This window comes from Pseudomonas fluorescens (assembly GCF_902497745.1).
Lineage (GTDB): Bacteria > Pseudomonadota > Gammaproteobacteria > Pseudomonadales > Pseudomonadaceae > Aquipseudomonas > Aquipseudomonas fluorescens_BM.
Map to the genome: position 1 here is coordinate 1 of NZ_CABVHJ010000015.1, position 15,483 is coordinate 15,483.

The window sequence follows — 15,483 nt, forward strand, 5'->3', positions numbered from 1 at the left end:
TGGGAGAGGGTTAGGGTGAGGGGCGGATTCACAGCCGGACATCGCTCCTTCGGCCACCGCAAGAAAGGACACACCACTAATGCCCACTGCCATACACCGCTTTATCATAGCCATCGCACTCTTGTTGCCGATGCTGGCCCACGCCGGCGATGCCGAAGACTTCGTCGCGGCCAATCCCGTGCAGCAAGCCAAAATGCTGGAAACCTGGGCCGCGCAGCCCGACCCGGCCCGTATCGAATTGATCAACGCCCTGCAACAAGGCGAACTGACCGTCGACGGCCAAGCGAAAACCCTGCGCCTGAACAACCGCCTGCGGGGTCTGATCGACACCGCTCTGGCCAGCCACCAATTGCTCGCCGCCGACGCCAAAATCCGTCTGAGCGCCGCGCAGCAATTGCAGAAAAGCGCGAAACCCGCGCAGCTGAAATTCCTCGACCAGCAACTCGCGGGTGAAAAAGACGAAAGCGTCCATGCCGCCCTGAGTCTGGCGCTGGCCAACCTGCAACTGGTCGACACGGATCCGGCCGTGCGCCTCGCCGCAGTTCGCCTGCTCGGCGAAACCGGCGACCCACTGGCGCGCACGCGCCTCGAAGGTTTGCTCGAACCTGGCGTTGAAGCCGACGCCAATGTACGTACTGCAGCCGAAACCAGCCTCGCTCAGGTCAAACGCAAACTGCTGATCGGCGAAGTGCTCGGCCAGGCGTTCAGCGGCATGTCGCTCGGTTCGATTCTGCTGCTCGCCGCACTCGGTCTGGCGATCACGTTCGGCCTGCTCGGCGTGATCAACATGGCTCACGGCGAGATGCTGATGCTCGGTGCCTACTCGACGTACGTGGTGCAGTTGATGTTCCAGCGCTACGCCCCCCAAGCGATCGAGTTTTATCCCTTGATCGCGCTGCCGGTGGCGTTCTTCGTCACAGCGGCAATCGGCATGGCGCTGGAGCGCACGGTGATTCGCCACCTCTACGGCCGCCCGCTGGAAACCCTGCTCGCCACGTGGGGCATCAGCCTGATGCTGATTCAACTGGTGCGCCTGCTGTTCGGCGCGCAGAACGTTGAAGTCGCCAACCCGGCGTGGCTGTCCGGCGGTATTCAAGTGCTGCCGAATCTGGTGCTGCCATACAACCGCATCGTCATCATTGCGTTCGCGCTGTTCGTGGTCGTGCTGACCTGGCTGCTGCTGAACAAAACCCGCCTCGGCCTCAACGTCCGCGCCGTCACCCAAAACCGCAACATGGCTGCCTGCTGCGGTGTGCCGACCGGTCGCGTCGACATGCTCGCCTTCGGCCTCGGTTCCGGTATCGCCGGACTCGGCGGCGTGGCGCTGAGCCAGATCGGTAACGTCGGCCCGGACCTCGGCCAGAGCTACATCATCGACTCGTTCCTGGTGGTGGTGCTCGGCGGCGTCGGCCAGTTGGCCGGTAGCGTGCTCGCGGCCTTCGGCCTGGGCATCGCCAACAAGATTCTCGAACCGCAGATCGGTGCGGTGCTCGGCAAAATCCTGATCCTCGCGCTGATCATTCTGTTTATCCAGAAACGTCCGCAAGGCCTCTTCGCACTGAAAGGACGGGTGATCGACTGATGAACCAGCCTCTGCTTGTTACCGCTACACAAAAGGCCGGCCCGAAAGTCACGATCGCTGTTGGCGCGGTGATTCTCGCCCTGCTGATCGCCCTGCCGTTGCTGTCGTTGTTGCCGGCGGAAAATGCCCTGTCGGTCTCGGCGTACACGCTGACGCTGGTTGGTAAAATCCTCTGCTACGCCATCGTCGCCCTGGCGCTGGATCTGGTCTGGGGTTATGCCGGTTTGCTGTCGCTGGGTCACGGTCTGTTCTTCGCCCTCGGCGGTTATGCGATGGGCATGTACCTGATGCGTCAGGCTGCCGGTGATGGCTTGCCGGCGTTCATGACTTTCCTGTCGTGGAGCGAATTGCCGTGGTACTGGACCGGCACCAGCAGCTTCGTCTGGGCGATGTGTCTGGTGGTATTGGCGCCGGGCTTACTGGCGCTGGTGTTCGGTTTCTTCGCCTTCCGCTCGCGGATCAAAGGCGTGTATTTCTCGATCATGACCCAAGCCCTGAGCTTTGCCGGCATGCTCCTGTTTTTCCGCAACGAAACCGGGTTTGGCGGCAACAACGGCTTCACCAATTTCCGCACGATTCTCGGTTTCGGCATCACTGAACCGGGCACCCGCGCGGTGTTGTTTCTGGCCACGGTGTTGCTGTTGGTGGCGAGCCTGTTCATCGGCTGGCGCCTGGCGCAGAGCAAGTTCGGTCGCGTGCTGACGGCATTGCGTGATGCGGAAAACCGCTTGATGTTCTGCGGCTACGACCCACGCGGGTTCAAGTTGTTCGTGTGGGTGTTGAGTGCGGTGTTGTGTGGTCTGGCCGGTGCCTTGTACGTGCCGCAAGTGGGCATCATCAACCCCAGCGAAATGTCGCCGACCAACTCGATTGAAGCGGCGGTGTGGGTAGCCCTCGGCGGTCGCGGCACCTTGATCGGGCCGTTGCTCGGCGCCGGCGTGGTCAATGGCATGAAGAGCTGGTTCACCGTGGCCTTTCCCGAATACTGGCTGTTCTTCCTCGGCGCGCTGTTCATCGTCGTGACGCTGTACTTGCCCAAAGGCGTGATCGGTCTGCTGAAGAAACGAGGTGAACAATGAGAGTCACGGCGAGCGCGGAATTCATGTTGGAACCGGCCTTCTTTCCCGTCGAACCGAACAAGGACGCCGGCACCAGTCGCGACTCGATTGGTCTTGGGCAACGCGTCGGCCCGGGCCTCGATACCCGCCACGGCACGATCCTCACTCTGGAAGACATCAGCGTCAGCTTCGACGGCTTCCGCGCGCTGAACAATCTCAACCTGTACATCGGCGTCGGTGAATTGCGCTGCATCATCGGCCCCAACGGCGCGGGCAAAACCACACTGATGGACGTGATCACTGGCAAGACTCGCCCGAGTCACGGCAAAGCCTGGTTCGGCGAAACACTGGATCTGACACAGATGAGCGAAGTGCAGATCGCCCAGGCCGGCATCGGTCGCAAGTTTCAGAAGCCGACGGTGTTCGAAGCGCTGAGCGTGTTTGAAAACCTGGAGCTGGCACAGAAAACCGATAAGTCGGTGTGGGCCAGTTTGCGTGCGCGCCTCAGTGGCGAACAGAAAGACCGGATCAGCGAAGTGCTGGAGACGATTCGCCTGACCACCTCGGTGAATCGTCAGGCGGGCTTGCTCTCTCATGGACAGAAGCAGTTTCTTGAGATCGGCATGTTGCTGATGCAGGACCCGCAATTGTTGCTGCTCGATGAGCCGGTGGCGGGGATGACCGATGCCGAAACCGAGTTTACTGCTGAGTTGTTCAAGAGCCTCGCCGGCAAGCACTCGCTGATGGTGGTGGAGCATGACATGGGGTTTGTCGGCTCGATTGCCGACCACGTCACCGTATTGCATCAGGGCAGCGTTCTGGCGGAAGGCTCACTTGAGCAGGTGCAGGAAAACGAGCGCGTGATCGAGGTCTACCTCGGCCGCTAAGGTATGCGAATACAAAACCTGTGGGAGCGAGCCTGCTCGCGAAAGCGATGCATCAGGCGATGAAGATGTTGAATGTCAGTCCGCATTCGCGAGCAGGCTCGCTCCCACAGGGTTCTGTGTGTAACAGAAGGAATTTGAACATGCTGCAAGTCGACAAGCTGCACCAGTACTACGGCGGAAGCCACATCCTTCGGGGCCTGTCTTTTGACGTGAAAGTCGGCGAAGTCACCTGCCTGCTCGGCCGTAATGGCGTCGGCAAAACCACCCTGCTCAAATGCCTGATGGGCCTGCTGCCGGCCAAAGAAGGCGCGGTGAGCTGGGAAGGCAAACCGATCACCACCTTCAAGCCACACCAACGCGTACATGCCGGGATCGCTTACGTGCCACAGGGCCGAGAGATCTTCGGACGCCTGACCGTGGAAGAGAATCTGTTGATGGGTCTGTCGCGGTTTCCCGGCAGTGAAGCCAAAGAAGTCCCAGGTTTCATCTACGAATTGTTCCCGGTGCTGCTACAAATGAAGCAGCGTCGCGGCGGTGACCTCTCCGGCGGTCAGCAACAGCAGTTGGCGATTGGCCGCGCTTTGGCCAGCCGCCCGCGTTTATTGATCCTCGATGAGCCTACCGAAGGCATTCAACCTTCGGTGATCAAGGAGATCGCTGCAGTGATCAAGAAACTCGCGGAACGCGGTGACATGGCGATTTTGCTGGTCGAGCAGTTTTACGATTTCGCCGCAGAACTGGCCGATCAATACCTGGTGATGTCCCGGGGCGAGATCGTTCAGCAGGGTCGCGGCGAAAATATGGAGGCCGAAGGTGTACGCGGGCTGGTAACGATCTAGTACAACGAACTAATCTGTAGCTTCCTAACGATAATTACACACCATGAATTCGACTGTTGCACCTGCCCTGTTTACCCCGAGCTGGCACGCCGAGCTGGAACTCGCCTACGCCCGTTTCGGCGACTGCACGCGCCCGGTCATGCGCCGGCACCTCGGGCCGCTGCGGGTGCAAAAGCATCTGTACGCCGAAGGCCCCGAGGTCTGCCAGCACATCATCGTCCACCCGCCCGGCGGGATTGCCGGGGGTGATCGACTGGACATCAGCGCCCGCGTCGAGCAACACGCCTGGGCGCAGATCACCAGCCCCGGCGCGGCCAAGTGGTATCGCGCCGGTGGGCCGGCTTATCAGCAGCTCGACTTGAAAGTGGCGGCCGGGGCGACGCTGGAATGGCTGCCGCAGGAAACCATCGTCTACAGCGCCGCACAGGCTGAACTGACAACTTCGATTGATCTTGAGGGTGATGCGCAGTTGTTCTACTGGGATGTGGTGGCGCTGGGTCGCCCGGCCAGTGGCGAGCGTTTTGACCGTGGGCATTTTCAGGCGCACCTGGATATTCGCCGCGACGGTCGATTGCTCTGGCATGAGCGCCAGCGCATTGTCGGGAACGATGGTTTGCTTGATTCGCCGATCGGGCTGGATGGCAACCCGGTGTTTGCGACGTTGTTGGTCACCGGTGAGATTGAGGCTGAATTGCTTGAGCGCTGCCGCTCGTTGGGCCAAGAAGTGCGTGGGGATCTGACGCAGTTGCCGGGGCTTTTGGTGGCTCGTTGTCTGGCCAGTGAGGCGTTGCTCGCTCGCGCCTGGCTCATCGATTTATGGCGCCTGCTCAGACCCGCCCTGCTGGGTCGCGACGCGGTATCCCCCAGAATATGGAGCACCTGAAAAGCGACCCTCACCCCCCGCCCTCTCCCGGAGGGAGAGGGAGCCTGACCGAGTCGTTTGAAATGAATGTAACTGCCTGAACGAATACTGCTGACTGAACCGGCCACTGAAAACAACCGATTTCAGTCCCCTCTCCCTCGAAGGAGAGAGCCTGACCGAGTCGTTTGAAATGAATTCAACTGCCTGAACGAATACTGCTGACTGAACCGGCCACTGAAAACAACCGAGATCAGTCCCCTCTCCCTCGGGAGAGGGCTAGGGTGAGGGGCTGCTCCAACTGGCACCCCTCGCCCGCAAGAACCTCACAAAACTGCCCTGACGGAACCCCACAATGGACCTGACCCCACGCGAAAAAGACAAGCTGCTGATCTTCACCGCCGGCCTCGTTGCCGAGCGGCGACTGGCGCGCGGCGTGAAACTCAATTACCCGGAAGCCATGGCCTACATTTCTGCCGCGCTGCTCGAAGGTGCGCGTGACGGTCAGACCGTCGCTGAGCTGATGCACTTCGGCACCACCCTGCTCAGCCGCGAGCAAGTGATGGAAGGCATCGCGGAAATGATTCCGGAAATCCAGGTCGAAGCGACGTTCCCCGACGGCACCAAACTGGTCACCGTCCACCAACCGATCGTCTGAGGCTACGCCATGACTTACACCATTCGCGATGCCGTCCACGCCGACCTGCCAGCGATCCGTGACATCTACAACGACGCCGTACTCAACACCACGGCGATCTGGAATGAACAGGCCGTCGACCTCGGCAATCGTCAAGCGTGGTTCAGCGCGCGTCAGGCCCAGGCTTATCCGATTCTGGTGATCGTCGACGCCGACAACGGTGTGCTCGGCTACGCTTCGTTCGGTGACTGGCGGCCGTTCGACGGCTTCCGCCACACCGTCGAGCACTCGGTCTACGTGCGCAGCGATCAGCGCGGCAACGGCCTCGGCCCGCAACTGATGACCGCGCTGATCGAGCGGGCCAGGACCTGCGGCAAACATGTGATGGTCGCCGCCATTGAAAGCGGCAACGCCGCCTCGATTCGCCTGCACGAACGCGCCGGTTTCAGCATTACCGGGCAGATGCCGCAGGTCGGTACCAAGTTCGGTCGCTGGCTCGACCTGACCTTTATGCAACTGACCCTCAACCCCGGCGCGGAGCCGCCAGACGCCAACAAGGAGTGACACCGATGAACGCCGCCCAACTGCGCCGCGTCAACGCGGAAAGTTTTGCCCACTACCGTCAGGGTCTGATCGATCTGCTGCTCGATGCCGTGGGTTACGGCGCCAGCGTCGGCTTCATGGCCGATCTCGATGCCGCGCAGGCACACGCTTACTTCGATGACGTTCAGGACAATGTGAACAAAGGCAGCGTGCTGCTCTGGGTGGTGGTCCAGGACGAGCAAGTGCTGGCCAGTGTGCAATTGGGGTTGTGCCAGAAAGCCAACGGCCTCAATCGCGCCGAAGTGCAGAAGCTGCTGGTGCGTGAACACGCCCGTCGGCGCGGGCTCGGACAGCAATTGATGAGCGCGCTGGAGCGGGAAGCGCGCCATCAAAAGCGCGGCATGCTCTACCTCGACACCGAGGCGGGTTCGCCAGCTGAAGATTTCTACAAGTCGTTGGGCTACAACCGCGCCGGCGAGATTCCTGATTACGCCTGCGACCCGAACGGCACCTATCGCGCGACCGCCCTCTATTACAAGATTCTGCAAGGAGCCCAGTGATGATTCCTGGCGAGTACCAGATCCAGCCCGGCGATATCGAACTCAACGTCGGCCGCCGCACCCTCAGCCTGAAAGTCGCCAACAGCGGCGACCGGCCGATCCAGGTCGGTTCGCACTATCACTTTTTTGAAACCAACGACGCACTGACTTTCGATCGCGCAGCGAGCCGTGGCATGCGCCTGAATATTCCGGCGGGCACGGCGGTGCGTTTTGAGCCGGGGCAGAGTCGTGAGGTGGAGCTGGTGGATTACGCCGGGCATCGGCGGGTGTTCGGGTTTGCCGGACGGATCATGGGGGATCTCTGACATCTGCGTGCACCGCTGCCCCTCACCCCAGCCCTCTCCCGAGGGAGAGGGAGCCGATCACCGATAGCCGCCCCACCGTGAACAGTCCCCTCTGCGGAGCTGATCACCGATAGCCGGCCCACCGCGTAAAGTCCCCTCTCCCTCTGGGAGAGGGCTAGGGTGAGGGTCAATGGCTCACCACTATTTTCTTGAAGGACGCAGCATGAAGATTTCCCGTCAAGCCTACGCCGACATGTTCGGCCCCACTGTCGGCGACAAGGTGCGCCTGGCCGACACCGAGCTGTGGATCGAAGTCGAAAAAGACTTCACCACCTACGGCGAAGAAGTGAAATTCGGTGGCGGCAAGGTCATCCGCGACGGCCAAGGCCAAAGCCAACTACTCGCCGCCGAAGTCGTCGACACGCTGATCACCAACGCACTGATCATTGACCACTGGGGCATCGTCAAAGCCGACGTCGGTCTCAAGGACGGGCGCATCGCCGCGATCGGCAAGGCCGGCAACCCCGACGTGCAGCCCAACGTGACCATCGCCATCGGCGCCGGCACCGAAGTGATCGCCGGCGAAGGCATGATCCTCACCGCAGGCGGCATCGACACGCACATCCATTTCATTTGCCCGCAACAGATCGAAGAAGCGTTGATGAGCGGCGTCACCACCATGATCGGCGGCGGCACGGGACCGGCCACCGGCACCAACGCCACCACTTGCACTTCGGGCCCGTGGCATCTGGCGCGCATGCTTCAGGCCGCCGACGCCTTCCCGATGAACATCGGCCTCACCGGCAAGGGCAACGCCAGCCTGCCGGAGCCGCTGATCGAACAGGTCAAGGCCGGCGCCATCGGCCTCAAATTGCACGAGGACTGGGGCACCACGCCGGCGAGCATCGACAACTGCCTGAGCGTCGCCGACCAGTTCGACGTGCAGGTGGCGATCCACACTGACACCCTCAACGAATCCGGTTTCGTCGAAACCACCCTCGGCGCCTTCAAGGGTCGCACTATCCACACTTATCACACCGAAGGTGCTGGTGGCGGCCATGCGCCGGACATCATCAAGGCCTGCGGTTTCCCGAATGTGCTGCCGAGTTCAACCAACCCGACCCGGCCGTTCACCCGCAACACCATCGACGAACACCTCGACATGCTGATGGTCTGCCACCACCTCGACCCGAGCATCGCCGAAGACGTCGCGTTCGCCGAAAGCCGCATCCGCCGCGAAACGATTGCCGCCGAAGACATCCTCCACGACCTCGGCGCGTTCTCGATGATCAGCTCTGACAGCCAGGCCATGGGCCGTGTCGGTGAAGTCATCACGCGCACCTGGCAGACCGCCGACAAGATGAAAAAGCAGCGCGGTCCGCTGCAGCAGGACGGTGAAGGCAACGATAACTTCCGCGCCAAACGCTACATCGCCAAGTACACGATCAACCCGGCGATCACCCATGGCATCAGCCATGAAGTCGGCTCGATCGAAGTCGGCAAGTGGGCGGATCTGGTGCTGTGGCGCCCGGCATTTTTTGGCGTGAAACCGACGCTGATCCTCAAGGGTGGCGCGATTGCCGCCAGCCTGATGGGCGATGCCAACGCCTCGATCCCGACCCCGCAACCAGTGCACTACCGCCCGATGTTCGCCAGCTACGGTGGCTCCCTGCATGCCACCAGCCTGACCTTTATCAGTCAGGCGGCACAGGAAGCCGGGTTGCCTGAGGCATTGGGGTTGAAGAAGAAAATCGGCGTGGTCAAAGGCTGTCGTGATGTGCAGAAAACCGATCTGATTCACAACGACTACTTGCCGGACATCGATGTCGATCCGCAGACGTATCAGGTCAAGGCGGATGGTGTGTTGTTGTGGTGTGAGCCGGCGGAAACGTTGCCGATGGCGCAGCGCTATTTCCTGTTCTGACAAGCATCGCCGTCTGAATACGGACGTTGAAATCCGTATTCAGCAGCGATGCTTGTTCAATCAGGGAAATGCCCACGACATCTGCTGTTCGCTGTAGTTGTAATCCAGGCGCAGCTCAGTGCCTGCCGGGATGTCTTGCGAAGCGAACATAGCGTTGAGGATGAAGTCCTTGGTCACCAATTGCTGGCCGACCCACTGCTGCGCTTCGATGTCGAAGGGCACCGTTTCTACGTTATAGCCACCGCGCGCCTGGCGAACGGGCTTGCCTTGAGCGTCGTACTCAAAGTTGGAATTGATCCTGGAAATGATGTTGTCGCCCAGTATGGCCAACGGGTCGGGCAGCATTTGCCCCGGCCCATACTGCAAGCGCATTCCGGCCAGCATGCTGAACGTCTGTTCATGGGGTCCTACGAAGCGTGCCGGGGTAATGGCACCCCCGTAAACACCGATCACTTCGCCTTTAGCGAGGCGCCTGTTGGCCACCACCATTGACTGCCCGATCAACGCCTTTTCACCGGGGACTTTTACATCGGCTTCGGTGAACAGTCGCCATTGCAGCTTCTCTTCATAGAGCATCGCGACATCTTCATAACCTTCATATTTGATGTAGGGCTTGATCTGTTCGGAGGAAAACTGGTCGCCGTTTTCAAAGCGAACTTTAGTCTGCAACTTTCGAATGCGGATGGGTCTGCCGGCGATGTCGCGGAGCGGGTACTTGCCGTTGTTTGCGCGATTGTAGGTGCCCAATTGATTAACGAGGAACGAATAGCGCGTTTCACTGCGCATCACGTTCAGTTCTTGCGCCGTGTAGGGCTTGATCGGCATGGATTCGGAGGCCAGGTAAAACTGCTCCGATACACCGTCGTCGTTGCGCGGCAACTCCTCCAGAGCCAATTCGAATTCATCCTCACTTCTGTGCGGAGAGCGACGGCTCTTGCGCGGCATGACAGCTTGCGGCGTGGAAGCGGAGAAGTCCTGCAATGCAAACCAGTGACTGCTCGCGGGATCAAATGCAAGCGCCGGCCCTGACGGCTGCAGTTCGCTTGCCAGCCGCGCCCGGTGCAGACCGGTTTGCGGATCGATGGCAAGCAACACCGTGCCGCCACCCTGAATATCGGCGTATTGCCGGCCCTTGAAAGTGCGAAAACCCTCGGCATCGGCTTGCGGTAACGCGCTCGACGCGGGGATCAGGTATTGCTGCAGCCCAAGGGCATCGGAAGTACTGACCCCGGCGGAAACGGACGTCGATTCGTGCACATGCACTCTCGACGTCGCCGCTGCCGCCGAGGACTCAGGCGTGCCATCAGTCGTTTCAGGCGTAGTGCCGGGCGTTTTACGAAGAAAGGGGTCTGGGGCGAAATGCGGAGTACCGGTTCCTGAAGAATCCGCATCAGCGGATGTACGCGGACTCGCGGGCACATCGACCCGGCCCGTTGCCGGCGTTGGCGGTTTGGGTTTGACTGGCATTTTTACGTTTCCTTGTAAGTGTTACGCAGCGCCCGCCAGCATGGCTGACGCTGCGGTGATCGGCGTCCATTGCCGATCCTTACTCGAAACTATCAGAGAGATTCGCCGGTTAAAACCGGAGAAACACCTGCAAACAATAACCTTGCGCAAGCGGCTACGCTTCGCGAACAAGGTCAATGCGGCCATGCAAACCCAGCGGAAAACTACTCGACCACCAAACGCCCAAGGCGCTGGCGCAACATGCGGTTTTCAGCGCGCAATTCACGCACCTCTTCCAGCAGGTCCAGCGCCAGGGCAACGCCTTCCCACTCAAGCTCCAGATCGCGCCGCAGCTTGGCGGCGCGTTTGGCCAAAGCCAATTCGTAATCGGTGAAGCGCCATTCCCGGGGCTGCGCGCCCTGAGGTTCGAGGATGCCGTGTTCGACGATCTCGATCACGTAGACGTCCGACAAATCGGCCGCCTCACAGAATTCTGCCAGGTCCAGTTGAACGATCAGGGGGCTGCTCATGATGGCTACTCCGTCGTCGAATTCAGAAGTTCTCTCGCGGATTGAAGGCGGCTTTCTTCGCCAGTTCCTGCCACAGTGCCTTGACCTCGTCGTCGGCCGCTTTCGGCATTACCGCTTTGAGTTGCACAAACAGATAACCGCGCTCGCCGGCCTTGTTTTTCAGGCCATGACCTTTGGCGCGCATGCGCTGACCGTTCTGACTGCCGGCCGGCACCTTGAGATTGATTTTACCGGTCAGGGTCGGCACCGCCACTTCGGCCCCCAGCGCCAGCTCCCACGGAGCCAGTGGCAGGGTGATGATCAGGTTTTCGCCTTCGACATCGAATTTCGGGTGCGGCGCAAAACGAATGGTCAGGTACAGGTCGCCATTGGCCCCGCCACCGACGCCCGGTGCGCCCTGGCCTTTGAGGCGGATGCGCTCGCCGTCGGTCACGCCCGCCGGCATCTTCACGTTCAGGCTTTTGCTGGTGTTGCTGACGTGCTGGCCGTTGGCGTTGTATTGCGGCACCTGGAAGGTGACTTTCTTCGACTCGTTAGCGAGCGTCTCCTCGAGGAAGATCGGCAGTTCCATTTCCACGTCTTGCCCTCGGCGCCCTGCACTGCGTTGCTGCCGACCTTCGCCGCCACCGAAACCGGGGCCGCGATTGCCGAAGATCGAACTGAAGAAGTCCGAAAAGTCGCCGGTGTCGCCACCGCCGCCACCAAAACCGCCACGGCTCTGCCAGCCCGGTGGCCCCTGGAACGGCTGACCATGCTGACCATAACGGCGCAGCTCGTCGTATTCGGCGCGTTTGTCGGCGCTTTTCAGCGCTTCATAGGCTTCCGAGGCATCTTTGAACTTGGCCTCGGCGTCTTTTTCCTTGCTGACATCGGGGTGGTATTTGCGCGCCAGCTTGCGATAGGCAGCCTTGATTGCCTTGTCGTCTGCTGTCGGCTCCACGCCGAGTATCTTGTAATAGTCTTTGAAGTCCATCGAAGGAATCACCATCCGTTATCGATTTCGCGCCGATGCCAGCATGCGCCGATTCGCGCGTGCCGGGTTGACCGATCTCAAGGTTGTGACCGGGTGGCGCAGCAGAAGTTTATCGGCAGTGGACGACGGTTCTTGCGACCGCCGGTGTTTCTGCCGGCCCATGCCAGCAAGTTTGGGGCAAAGTCCGCGCTTTCAACCCAGTCTAGTCGCGAAATAGCAGATGACCGGCCTTCGAATCTGGCGCGCACTGACATACACTGCGCGGCCGTTTTTTTGACCGGAACCGAAAGACATGAAAGACGCCTCTCCAGCCCGTGCCTGCGGCATCGACTTCGGCACGTCCAACTCCACCGTCGGCTGGCTGCGCCCCGGCATGGAAACGATGATCGCGCTGGAAGACGACAAGATCACCCTGCCGTCGGTGGTCTTCTTCAACCTTGAGGAACGCCGCCCGGTTTACGGTCGTCTGGCCCTGCACGAGTACCTGGAAGGCTACGAAGGCCGCCTGATGCGCTCGCTGAAAAGCCTGCTCGGTTCCAAGCTGATCAAGCACGACACCAGCGTGCTCGGCACGGCGATGCCGTTCAAGGACTTGCTCGGCCTGTTCATCGGCCAGTTGAAGAGCCGCGCCGAAACCACCGCCGGTCGGGAATTCGAACAAGTAGTGCTCGGGCGTCCGGTGTTCTTCGTCGATGACGATCCGCTGGCGGACCAGGAAGCCGAAGACACCTTGGTCGATGTGGCCAAGAAGATCGGTTTCAAGGAAGTCTCCTTCCAGTACGAACCGATTGCGGCAGCCTTCGACTACGAGTCGACCATCGAGAAAGAAGAGCTGGTGCTGATCGTCGACATCGGCGGTGGTACCTCCGACTTCTCGCTGGTGCGCCTGTCGCCCGAGCGTCGTGGTCTGGATAACCGTCACGATGACATTCTCGCCACTGGTGGCGTGCACATCGGCGGGACCGATTTCGACAAGCAACTGAGCTTGCAAGGTCTGATGCCGCTGTTCGGCTACGGCAGCCGCATGAAGAGCGGCGCCTACATGCCGACCAGCCACCACATGAACCTGGCGACCTGGCACACCATCAACTCGGTGTACTCGCAGAAATCCAGCCTGGCGCTGGGCAGCATGCGCTACGACATCGAAGACACCGGCGGCATTGATCGCCTGTTCAAGTTGATCGAACAGCGCGCCGGGCACTGGCTGGCGATGGAAGTCGAAGAAACCAAGATCCAGCTGACCCACACCGACAGCCGTCATGTGCCGCTGGATCGGATCGAGGCCGGTTTGAGTGTGGAACTGACCCGTGCGCTGTTTGAATCGGCGATTGATGCGTTGCTGGAGCGAGTGCGCGGCAGCGTAACGCAGCTGTTGAACGATGCCGGTGTGGCGGTGGAACAGGTCGATACCGTGTTCTTCACCGGCGGTTCGAGCGGGATTCCGGCGCTGCGCAACAGCGTGTCGGCGATGTTGCCGAATGCGCGGCATGTCGAAGGGAATATCTTTGGCAGCATTGGTAGCGGTTTGGCGATTGATGCGATGAAACGCTACGGCGCCATGAACTGAACCTGAAATCGGCGTCGCACCTTTCGCGAGCAAGCTCGCTCCCACACTGGATTGCATTTCAACTGAAGGAATGCGCTCAAAATGTGGGAGCGAGCCTGCTCGCGAAGAGGCCAGCTCAAACACTACACACTCTGAATCAAACCATCCCGCCCAGCTTCAACTCACTCTTCAGGTACGCATAATAAATCGGCCCCGCCACCACCCCCGGCAGGCCGAACGCGGCCTCGAACACCAGCATTGCCAGCAGCAACTCCCACGATTTGGCACTGATTTGCCCGCCGACAATGCGCGCGTTGAGGAAGTACTCGAGCTTGTGGATAAAAATCAGATAACCCAGCGCGGCAATCGCCACCCAGATCGACAGCGACAGGCCGACGATAGTAATCAGCGTGTTCGACATCAGATTGCCGATCACCGGCAGCAGGCCGAGCAGGAACGTCAGCACGATCAGGGTTTTGGTCAGCGGCAGTTTGATGCCGAACATCGGCAGGATCACCGCGAGAAAAATTCCGGTGAAGAACGTGTTGAGCAGGGAAATCTTGATCTGCGCGAAGACGATGTTGCGAAACGCCTGCACCAGCAGGTGCAAACGGTCGAACAGCGCGGCGGCCAGCGGTTTGCGTTTGGTCACGTCGGGGATGCGCTGCAAGGCGATGATCGCGCCGAGGACCATGCCGATCAGCAGCGTCACGAACATGTGCGCCGCGTCCTTGCCGACCAGTTGCAAGTCAGACAGGTGCTTGCTCATCCACTCGCCGATTGCCACGCGAAACTCGGCAGCACTGGCCGGCAGATAGGCGTCGATGAACGGCGGTAATTGCCCGCGCGCGCGGTCGACCACGCCCATGAATTTGTCGAGGGAAGCGCCGGGGTTTTCCGCTTCATGCAGCAGAAAACTGATCGCGCCAGCGAAGATCAGCGCCAGCACGCTGACGACTAACGTGCCCAGCAACGCCACCGCCAGCCAACGCGCGCGGCGGCCTTCGATCAGCCGTTGCAGTTGCGGGGTGAGCATGTTGACCAGTTCGAAAACCAGCAGCCCGGCCAGCAGGCTCGGCAACAAGCGCAGCGGCAGCACCAGCAGCAAACCGCCGAAAATGATGATGCAACTGACCCAGAACACTACATGACGCTCAGAAAACGTTGGCATACAGCCTCAAAACGAACGGCGTAAAAGGATTGGCAGTCTGCCAGCGTTCCCGGGGGAGCACTAGGTATATGCGGTGTTTCGGGTTTTGCTGCACGGCTTGAGATCCAGCCCTCACCCTAGCCCATTCCCGGAGGGAGAGGGAACCGATTGGGGGATGCGCTGGATAGCCAGTGACCTGACACAGCCACATGGAATCCATAATCGACTGTTTTTTTTCAGGTCGACGAATGTCTTAAAACAACGCGGTCAGTCCCCTCTCCCTCCGGGAGAGGGTTAGGGTGAGGGCAAACCTCAAGCGAACGCCTAAACCAGTCACCCCACAGAACCAGGTTATTTTTTCTTCAGGCAATCACTCATGAACGCCTTGCGCGCATCGCCGGTCAGCGCCTTGGTTTTCGCATCGGCGTTGCAGGTGGTCATTTTCTGCTGCTGCGGGGTCAGAGCCTTGGCATCGTTTGCCGCCGGCGCTGCCTTGAGGCAGGTGCTCATGAAGGTTTTGCGCTCATCGCCTTTCAGACTCTTGGCGGTCGCATCGGCATTGCAGGTGGTCATTTTGTTCTGTTGCGCCGTGGCGGCGAAACCTTGGGAACACAGGAGCAAACCAATCATCAACAACGGCACACGCAACATCTTCATGGAGTTTT

16 protein-coding genes are annotated in these 15,483 nt (G+C 60.3%); 11 read left to right on the plus strand and 5 right to left on the minus strand.

The window, feature by feature from the left end; translation table 11 throughout:
* Positions 1-79: 79 nt before the first annotated feature.
* The 10 genes from urtB (at position 80) to ureC (ending at position 9,173) form a co-directional block, all read left to right on the plus strand.
* Positions 80-1,582 carry an urea ABC transporter permease subunit UrtB gene (gene urtB / locus F8N44_RS21565; protein ID WP_150651725.1) on the plus strand — a complete coding sequence of 501 codons (1,503 nt, stop codon included), beginning with the start codon at positions 80-82 and terminating at the stop codon, positions 1,580-1,582.
* On the plus strand, positions 1,582-2,661 hold the full coding sequence (gene urtC, locus F8N44_RS21570; protein WP_150651726.1) for an urea ABC transporter permease subunit UrtC: 1,080 nt from the start codon (positions 1,582-1,584) through the stop codon (positions 2,659-2,661). The genes urtB and urtC overlap by 1 nt, the downstream gene beginning before the upstream one ends.
* Positions 2,658-3,527 carry an urea ABC transporter ATP-binding protein UrtD gene (urtD, locus tag F8N44_RS21575; RefSeq protein ID WP_007918913.1) on the plus strand — a complete coding sequence of 290 codons (870 nt, stop codon included), beginning with the start codon at positions 2,658-2,660 and terminating at the stop codon, positions 3,525-3,527. The genes urtC and urtD overlap by 4 nt, the downstream gene beginning before the upstream one ends.
* Positions 3,528-3,667: 140 nt before the next feature.
* Entirely contained in the window at positions 3,668-4,366 is a 699-nt protein-coding gene (gene urtE / locus F8N44_RS21580; protein WP_150651727.1) for an urea ABC transporter ATP-binding subunit UrtE, read from the plus strand.
* Between the two features lie 43 nt (positions 4,367-4,409).
* Positions 4,410-5,249, plus strand: coding sequence for an urease accessory protein UreD (locus tag F8N44_RS21585; protein ID WP_150651728.1), 840 nt, complete (start codon positions 4,410-4,412; stop codon positions 5,247-5,249).
* Between the two features lie 331 nt (positions 5,250-5,580).
* Positions 5,581-5,883, plus strand: coding sequence for an urease subunit gamma (ureA, locus tag F8N44_RS21590; RefSeq protein ID WP_016984788.1), 303 nt, complete (start codon positions 5,581-5,583; stop codon positions 5,881-5,883).
* Between the two features lie 9 nt (positions 5,884-5,892).
* Positions 5,893-6,426 (plus strand): GNAT family N-acetyltransferase, encoded by a 534-nt coding sequence (locus F8N44_RS21595; RefSeq protein WP_150651729.1) that lies wholly within the window; start codon positions 5,893-5,895, stop codon positions 6,424-6,426.
* 5 nt (positions 6,427-6,431) lie between these two features.
* Positions 6,432-6,965, plus strand: a complete 534-nt coding sequence (locus F8N44_RS21600) for a GNAT family N-acetyltransferase (protein WP_150651730.1) — start codon at positions 6,432-6,434, stop codon at positions 6,963-6,965.
* Positions 6,965-7,270, plus strand: a complete 306-nt coding sequence (locus F8N44_RS21605) for an urease subunit beta (protein WP_127925651.1) — start codon at positions 6,965-6,967, stop codon at positions 7,268-7,270. The genes F8N44_RS21600 and F8N44_RS21605 overlap by 1 nt, the downstream gene beginning before the upstream one ends.
* 202 nt (positions 7,271-7,472) lie before the next feature.
* Complete coding sequence (ureC, locus tag F8N44_RS21610; protein ID WP_150651731.1) at positions 7,473-9,173, plus strand: urease subunit alpha; 1,701 nt, start codon at positions 7,473-7,475, stop codon at positions 9,171-9,173.
* Between the two features lie 60 nt (positions 9,174-9,233).
* Here ureC and F8N44_RS21615 read toward each other — a convergent pair whose 3' ends face one another.
* The 3 genes from F8N44_RS21615 to F8N44_RS21625 all read right to left on the minus strand — a co-directional run bounded on the left by F8N44_RS21615 (position 9,234) and on the right by F8N44_RS21625 (position 12,122).
* Positions 9,234-10,640: a hypothetical protein gene (locus F8N44_RS21615; protein ID WP_150651732.1), complete on the minus strand. Its 1,407-nt coding sequence runs from the start codon at positions 10,638-10,640 to the stop codon at positions 9,234-9,236.
* Positions 10,641-10,843: 203 nt separating this feature from the next.
* The gene (locus F8N44_RS21620) at positions 10,844-11,149 is read right to left on the minus strand and encodes a chaperone modulator CbpM (RefSeq protein WP_016984795.1); all 306 of its coding nucleotides are present in this window, start codon (positions 11,147-11,149) and stop codon (positions 10,844-10,846) included.
* Between the two features lie 22 nt (positions 11,150-11,171).
* Positions 11,172-12,122 (minus strand): DnaJ C-terminal domain-containing protein, encoded by a 951-nt coding sequence (locus tag F8N44_RS21625; RefSeq protein WP_150651733.1) that lies wholly within the window; start codon positions 12,120-12,122, stop codon positions 11,172-11,174.
* 292 nt (positions 12,123-12,414) lie between these two features.
* Here F8N44_RS21625 and F8N44_RS21630 point away from each other — a divergent pair, with 292 nt between their 5' ends.
* Positions 12,415-13,689 carry an Hsp70 family protein gene (locus F8N44_RS21630; RefSeq protein ID WP_150651734.1) on the plus strand — a complete coding sequence of 425 codons (1,275 nt, stop codon included), beginning with the start codon at positions 12,415-12,417 and terminating at the stop codon, positions 13,687-13,689.
* Between the two features lie 136 nt (positions 13,690-13,825).
* Here F8N44_RS21630 and F8N44_RS21635 read toward each other — a convergent pair whose 3' ends face one another.
* Both F8N44_RS21635 and F8N44_RS21640 read right to left on the minus strand, forming a co-directional pair.
* Positions 13,826-14,839 carry an AI-2E family transporter gene (locus F8N44_RS21635; RefSeq protein WP_007915933.1) on the minus strand — a complete coding sequence of 338 codons (1,014 nt, stop codon included), beginning with the start codon at positions 14,837-14,839 and terminating at the stop codon, positions 13,826-13,828.
* Positions 14,840-15,169: 330 nt separating this feature from the next.
* A complete protein-coding gene (locus tag F8N44_RS21640) occupies positions 15,170-15,475 on the minus strand; it encodes a PsiF family protein (protein ID WP_064388692.1) in 306 nt (101 codons plus the stop codon).
* Between the last annotated feature and the right edge of the window lie 8 nt (positions 15,476-15,483).

Coding starts and splice junctions, on each gene's coding strand:
- urtB (WP_150651725.1), top strand. CDS start 80: ATGCCCACTGCCATACACCGCTTTATCATAGCCATCGCACTCTTGTTG.
- urtC (WP_150651726.1), top strand. CDS start 1,582: ATGAACCAGCCTCTGCTTGTTACCGCTACACAAAAGGCCGGCCCGAAA.
- urtD (WP_007918913.1), top strand. CDS start 2,658: ATGAGAGTCACGGCGAGCGCGGAATTCATGTTGGAACCGGCCTTCTTT.
- urtE (WP_150651727.1), top strand. CDS start 3,668: ATGCTGCAAGTCGACAAGCTGCACCAGTACTACGGCGGAAGCCACATC.
- F8N44_RS21585 (WP_150651728.1), top strand. CDS start 4,410: ATGAATTCGACTGTTGCACCTGCCCTGTTTACCCCGAGCTGGCACGCC.
- ureA (WP_016984788.1), top strand. CDS start 5,581: ATGGACCTGACCCCACGCGAAAAAGACAAGCTGCTGATCTTCACCGCC.
- F8N44_RS21595 (WP_150651729.1), top strand. CDS start 5,893: ATGACTTACACCATTCGCGATGCCGTCCACGCCGACCTGCCAGCGATC.
- F8N44_RS21600 (WP_150651730.1), top strand. CDS start 6,432: ATGAACGCCGCCCAACTGCGCCGCGTCAACGCGGAAAGTTTTGCCCAC.
- F8N44_RS21605 (WP_127925651.1), top strand. CDS start 6,965: ATGATTCCTGGCGAGTACCAGATCCAGCCCGGCGATATCGAACTCAAC.
- ureC (WP_150651731.1), top strand. CDS start 7,473: ATGAAGATTTCCCGTCAAGCCTACGCCGACATGTTCGGCCCCACTGTC.
- F8N44_RS21615 (WP_150651732.1), bottom strand. CDS start 10,640: ATGCCAGTCAAACCCAAACCGCCAACGCCGGCAACGGGCCGGGTCGAT.
- F8N44_RS21620 (WP_016984795.1), bottom strand. CDS start 11,149: ATGAGCAGCCCCCTGATCGTTCAACTGGACCTGGCAGAATTCTGTGAG.
- F8N44_RS21625 (WP_150651733.1), bottom strand. CDS start 12,122: ATGGACTTCAAAGACTATTACAAGATACTCGGCGTGGAGCCGACAGCA.
- F8N44_RS21630 (WP_150651734.1), top strand. CDS start 12,415: ATGAAAGACGCCTCTCCAGCCCGTGCCTGCGGCATCGACTTCGGCACG.
- F8N44_RS21635 (WP_007915933.1), bottom strand. CDS start 14,839: ATGCCAACGTTTTCTGAGCGTCATGTAGTGTTCTGGGTCAGTTGCATC.
- F8N44_RS21640 (WP_064388692.1), bottom strand. CDS start 15,475: ATGAAGATGTTGCGTGTGCCGTTGTTGATGATTGGTTTGCTCCTGTGT.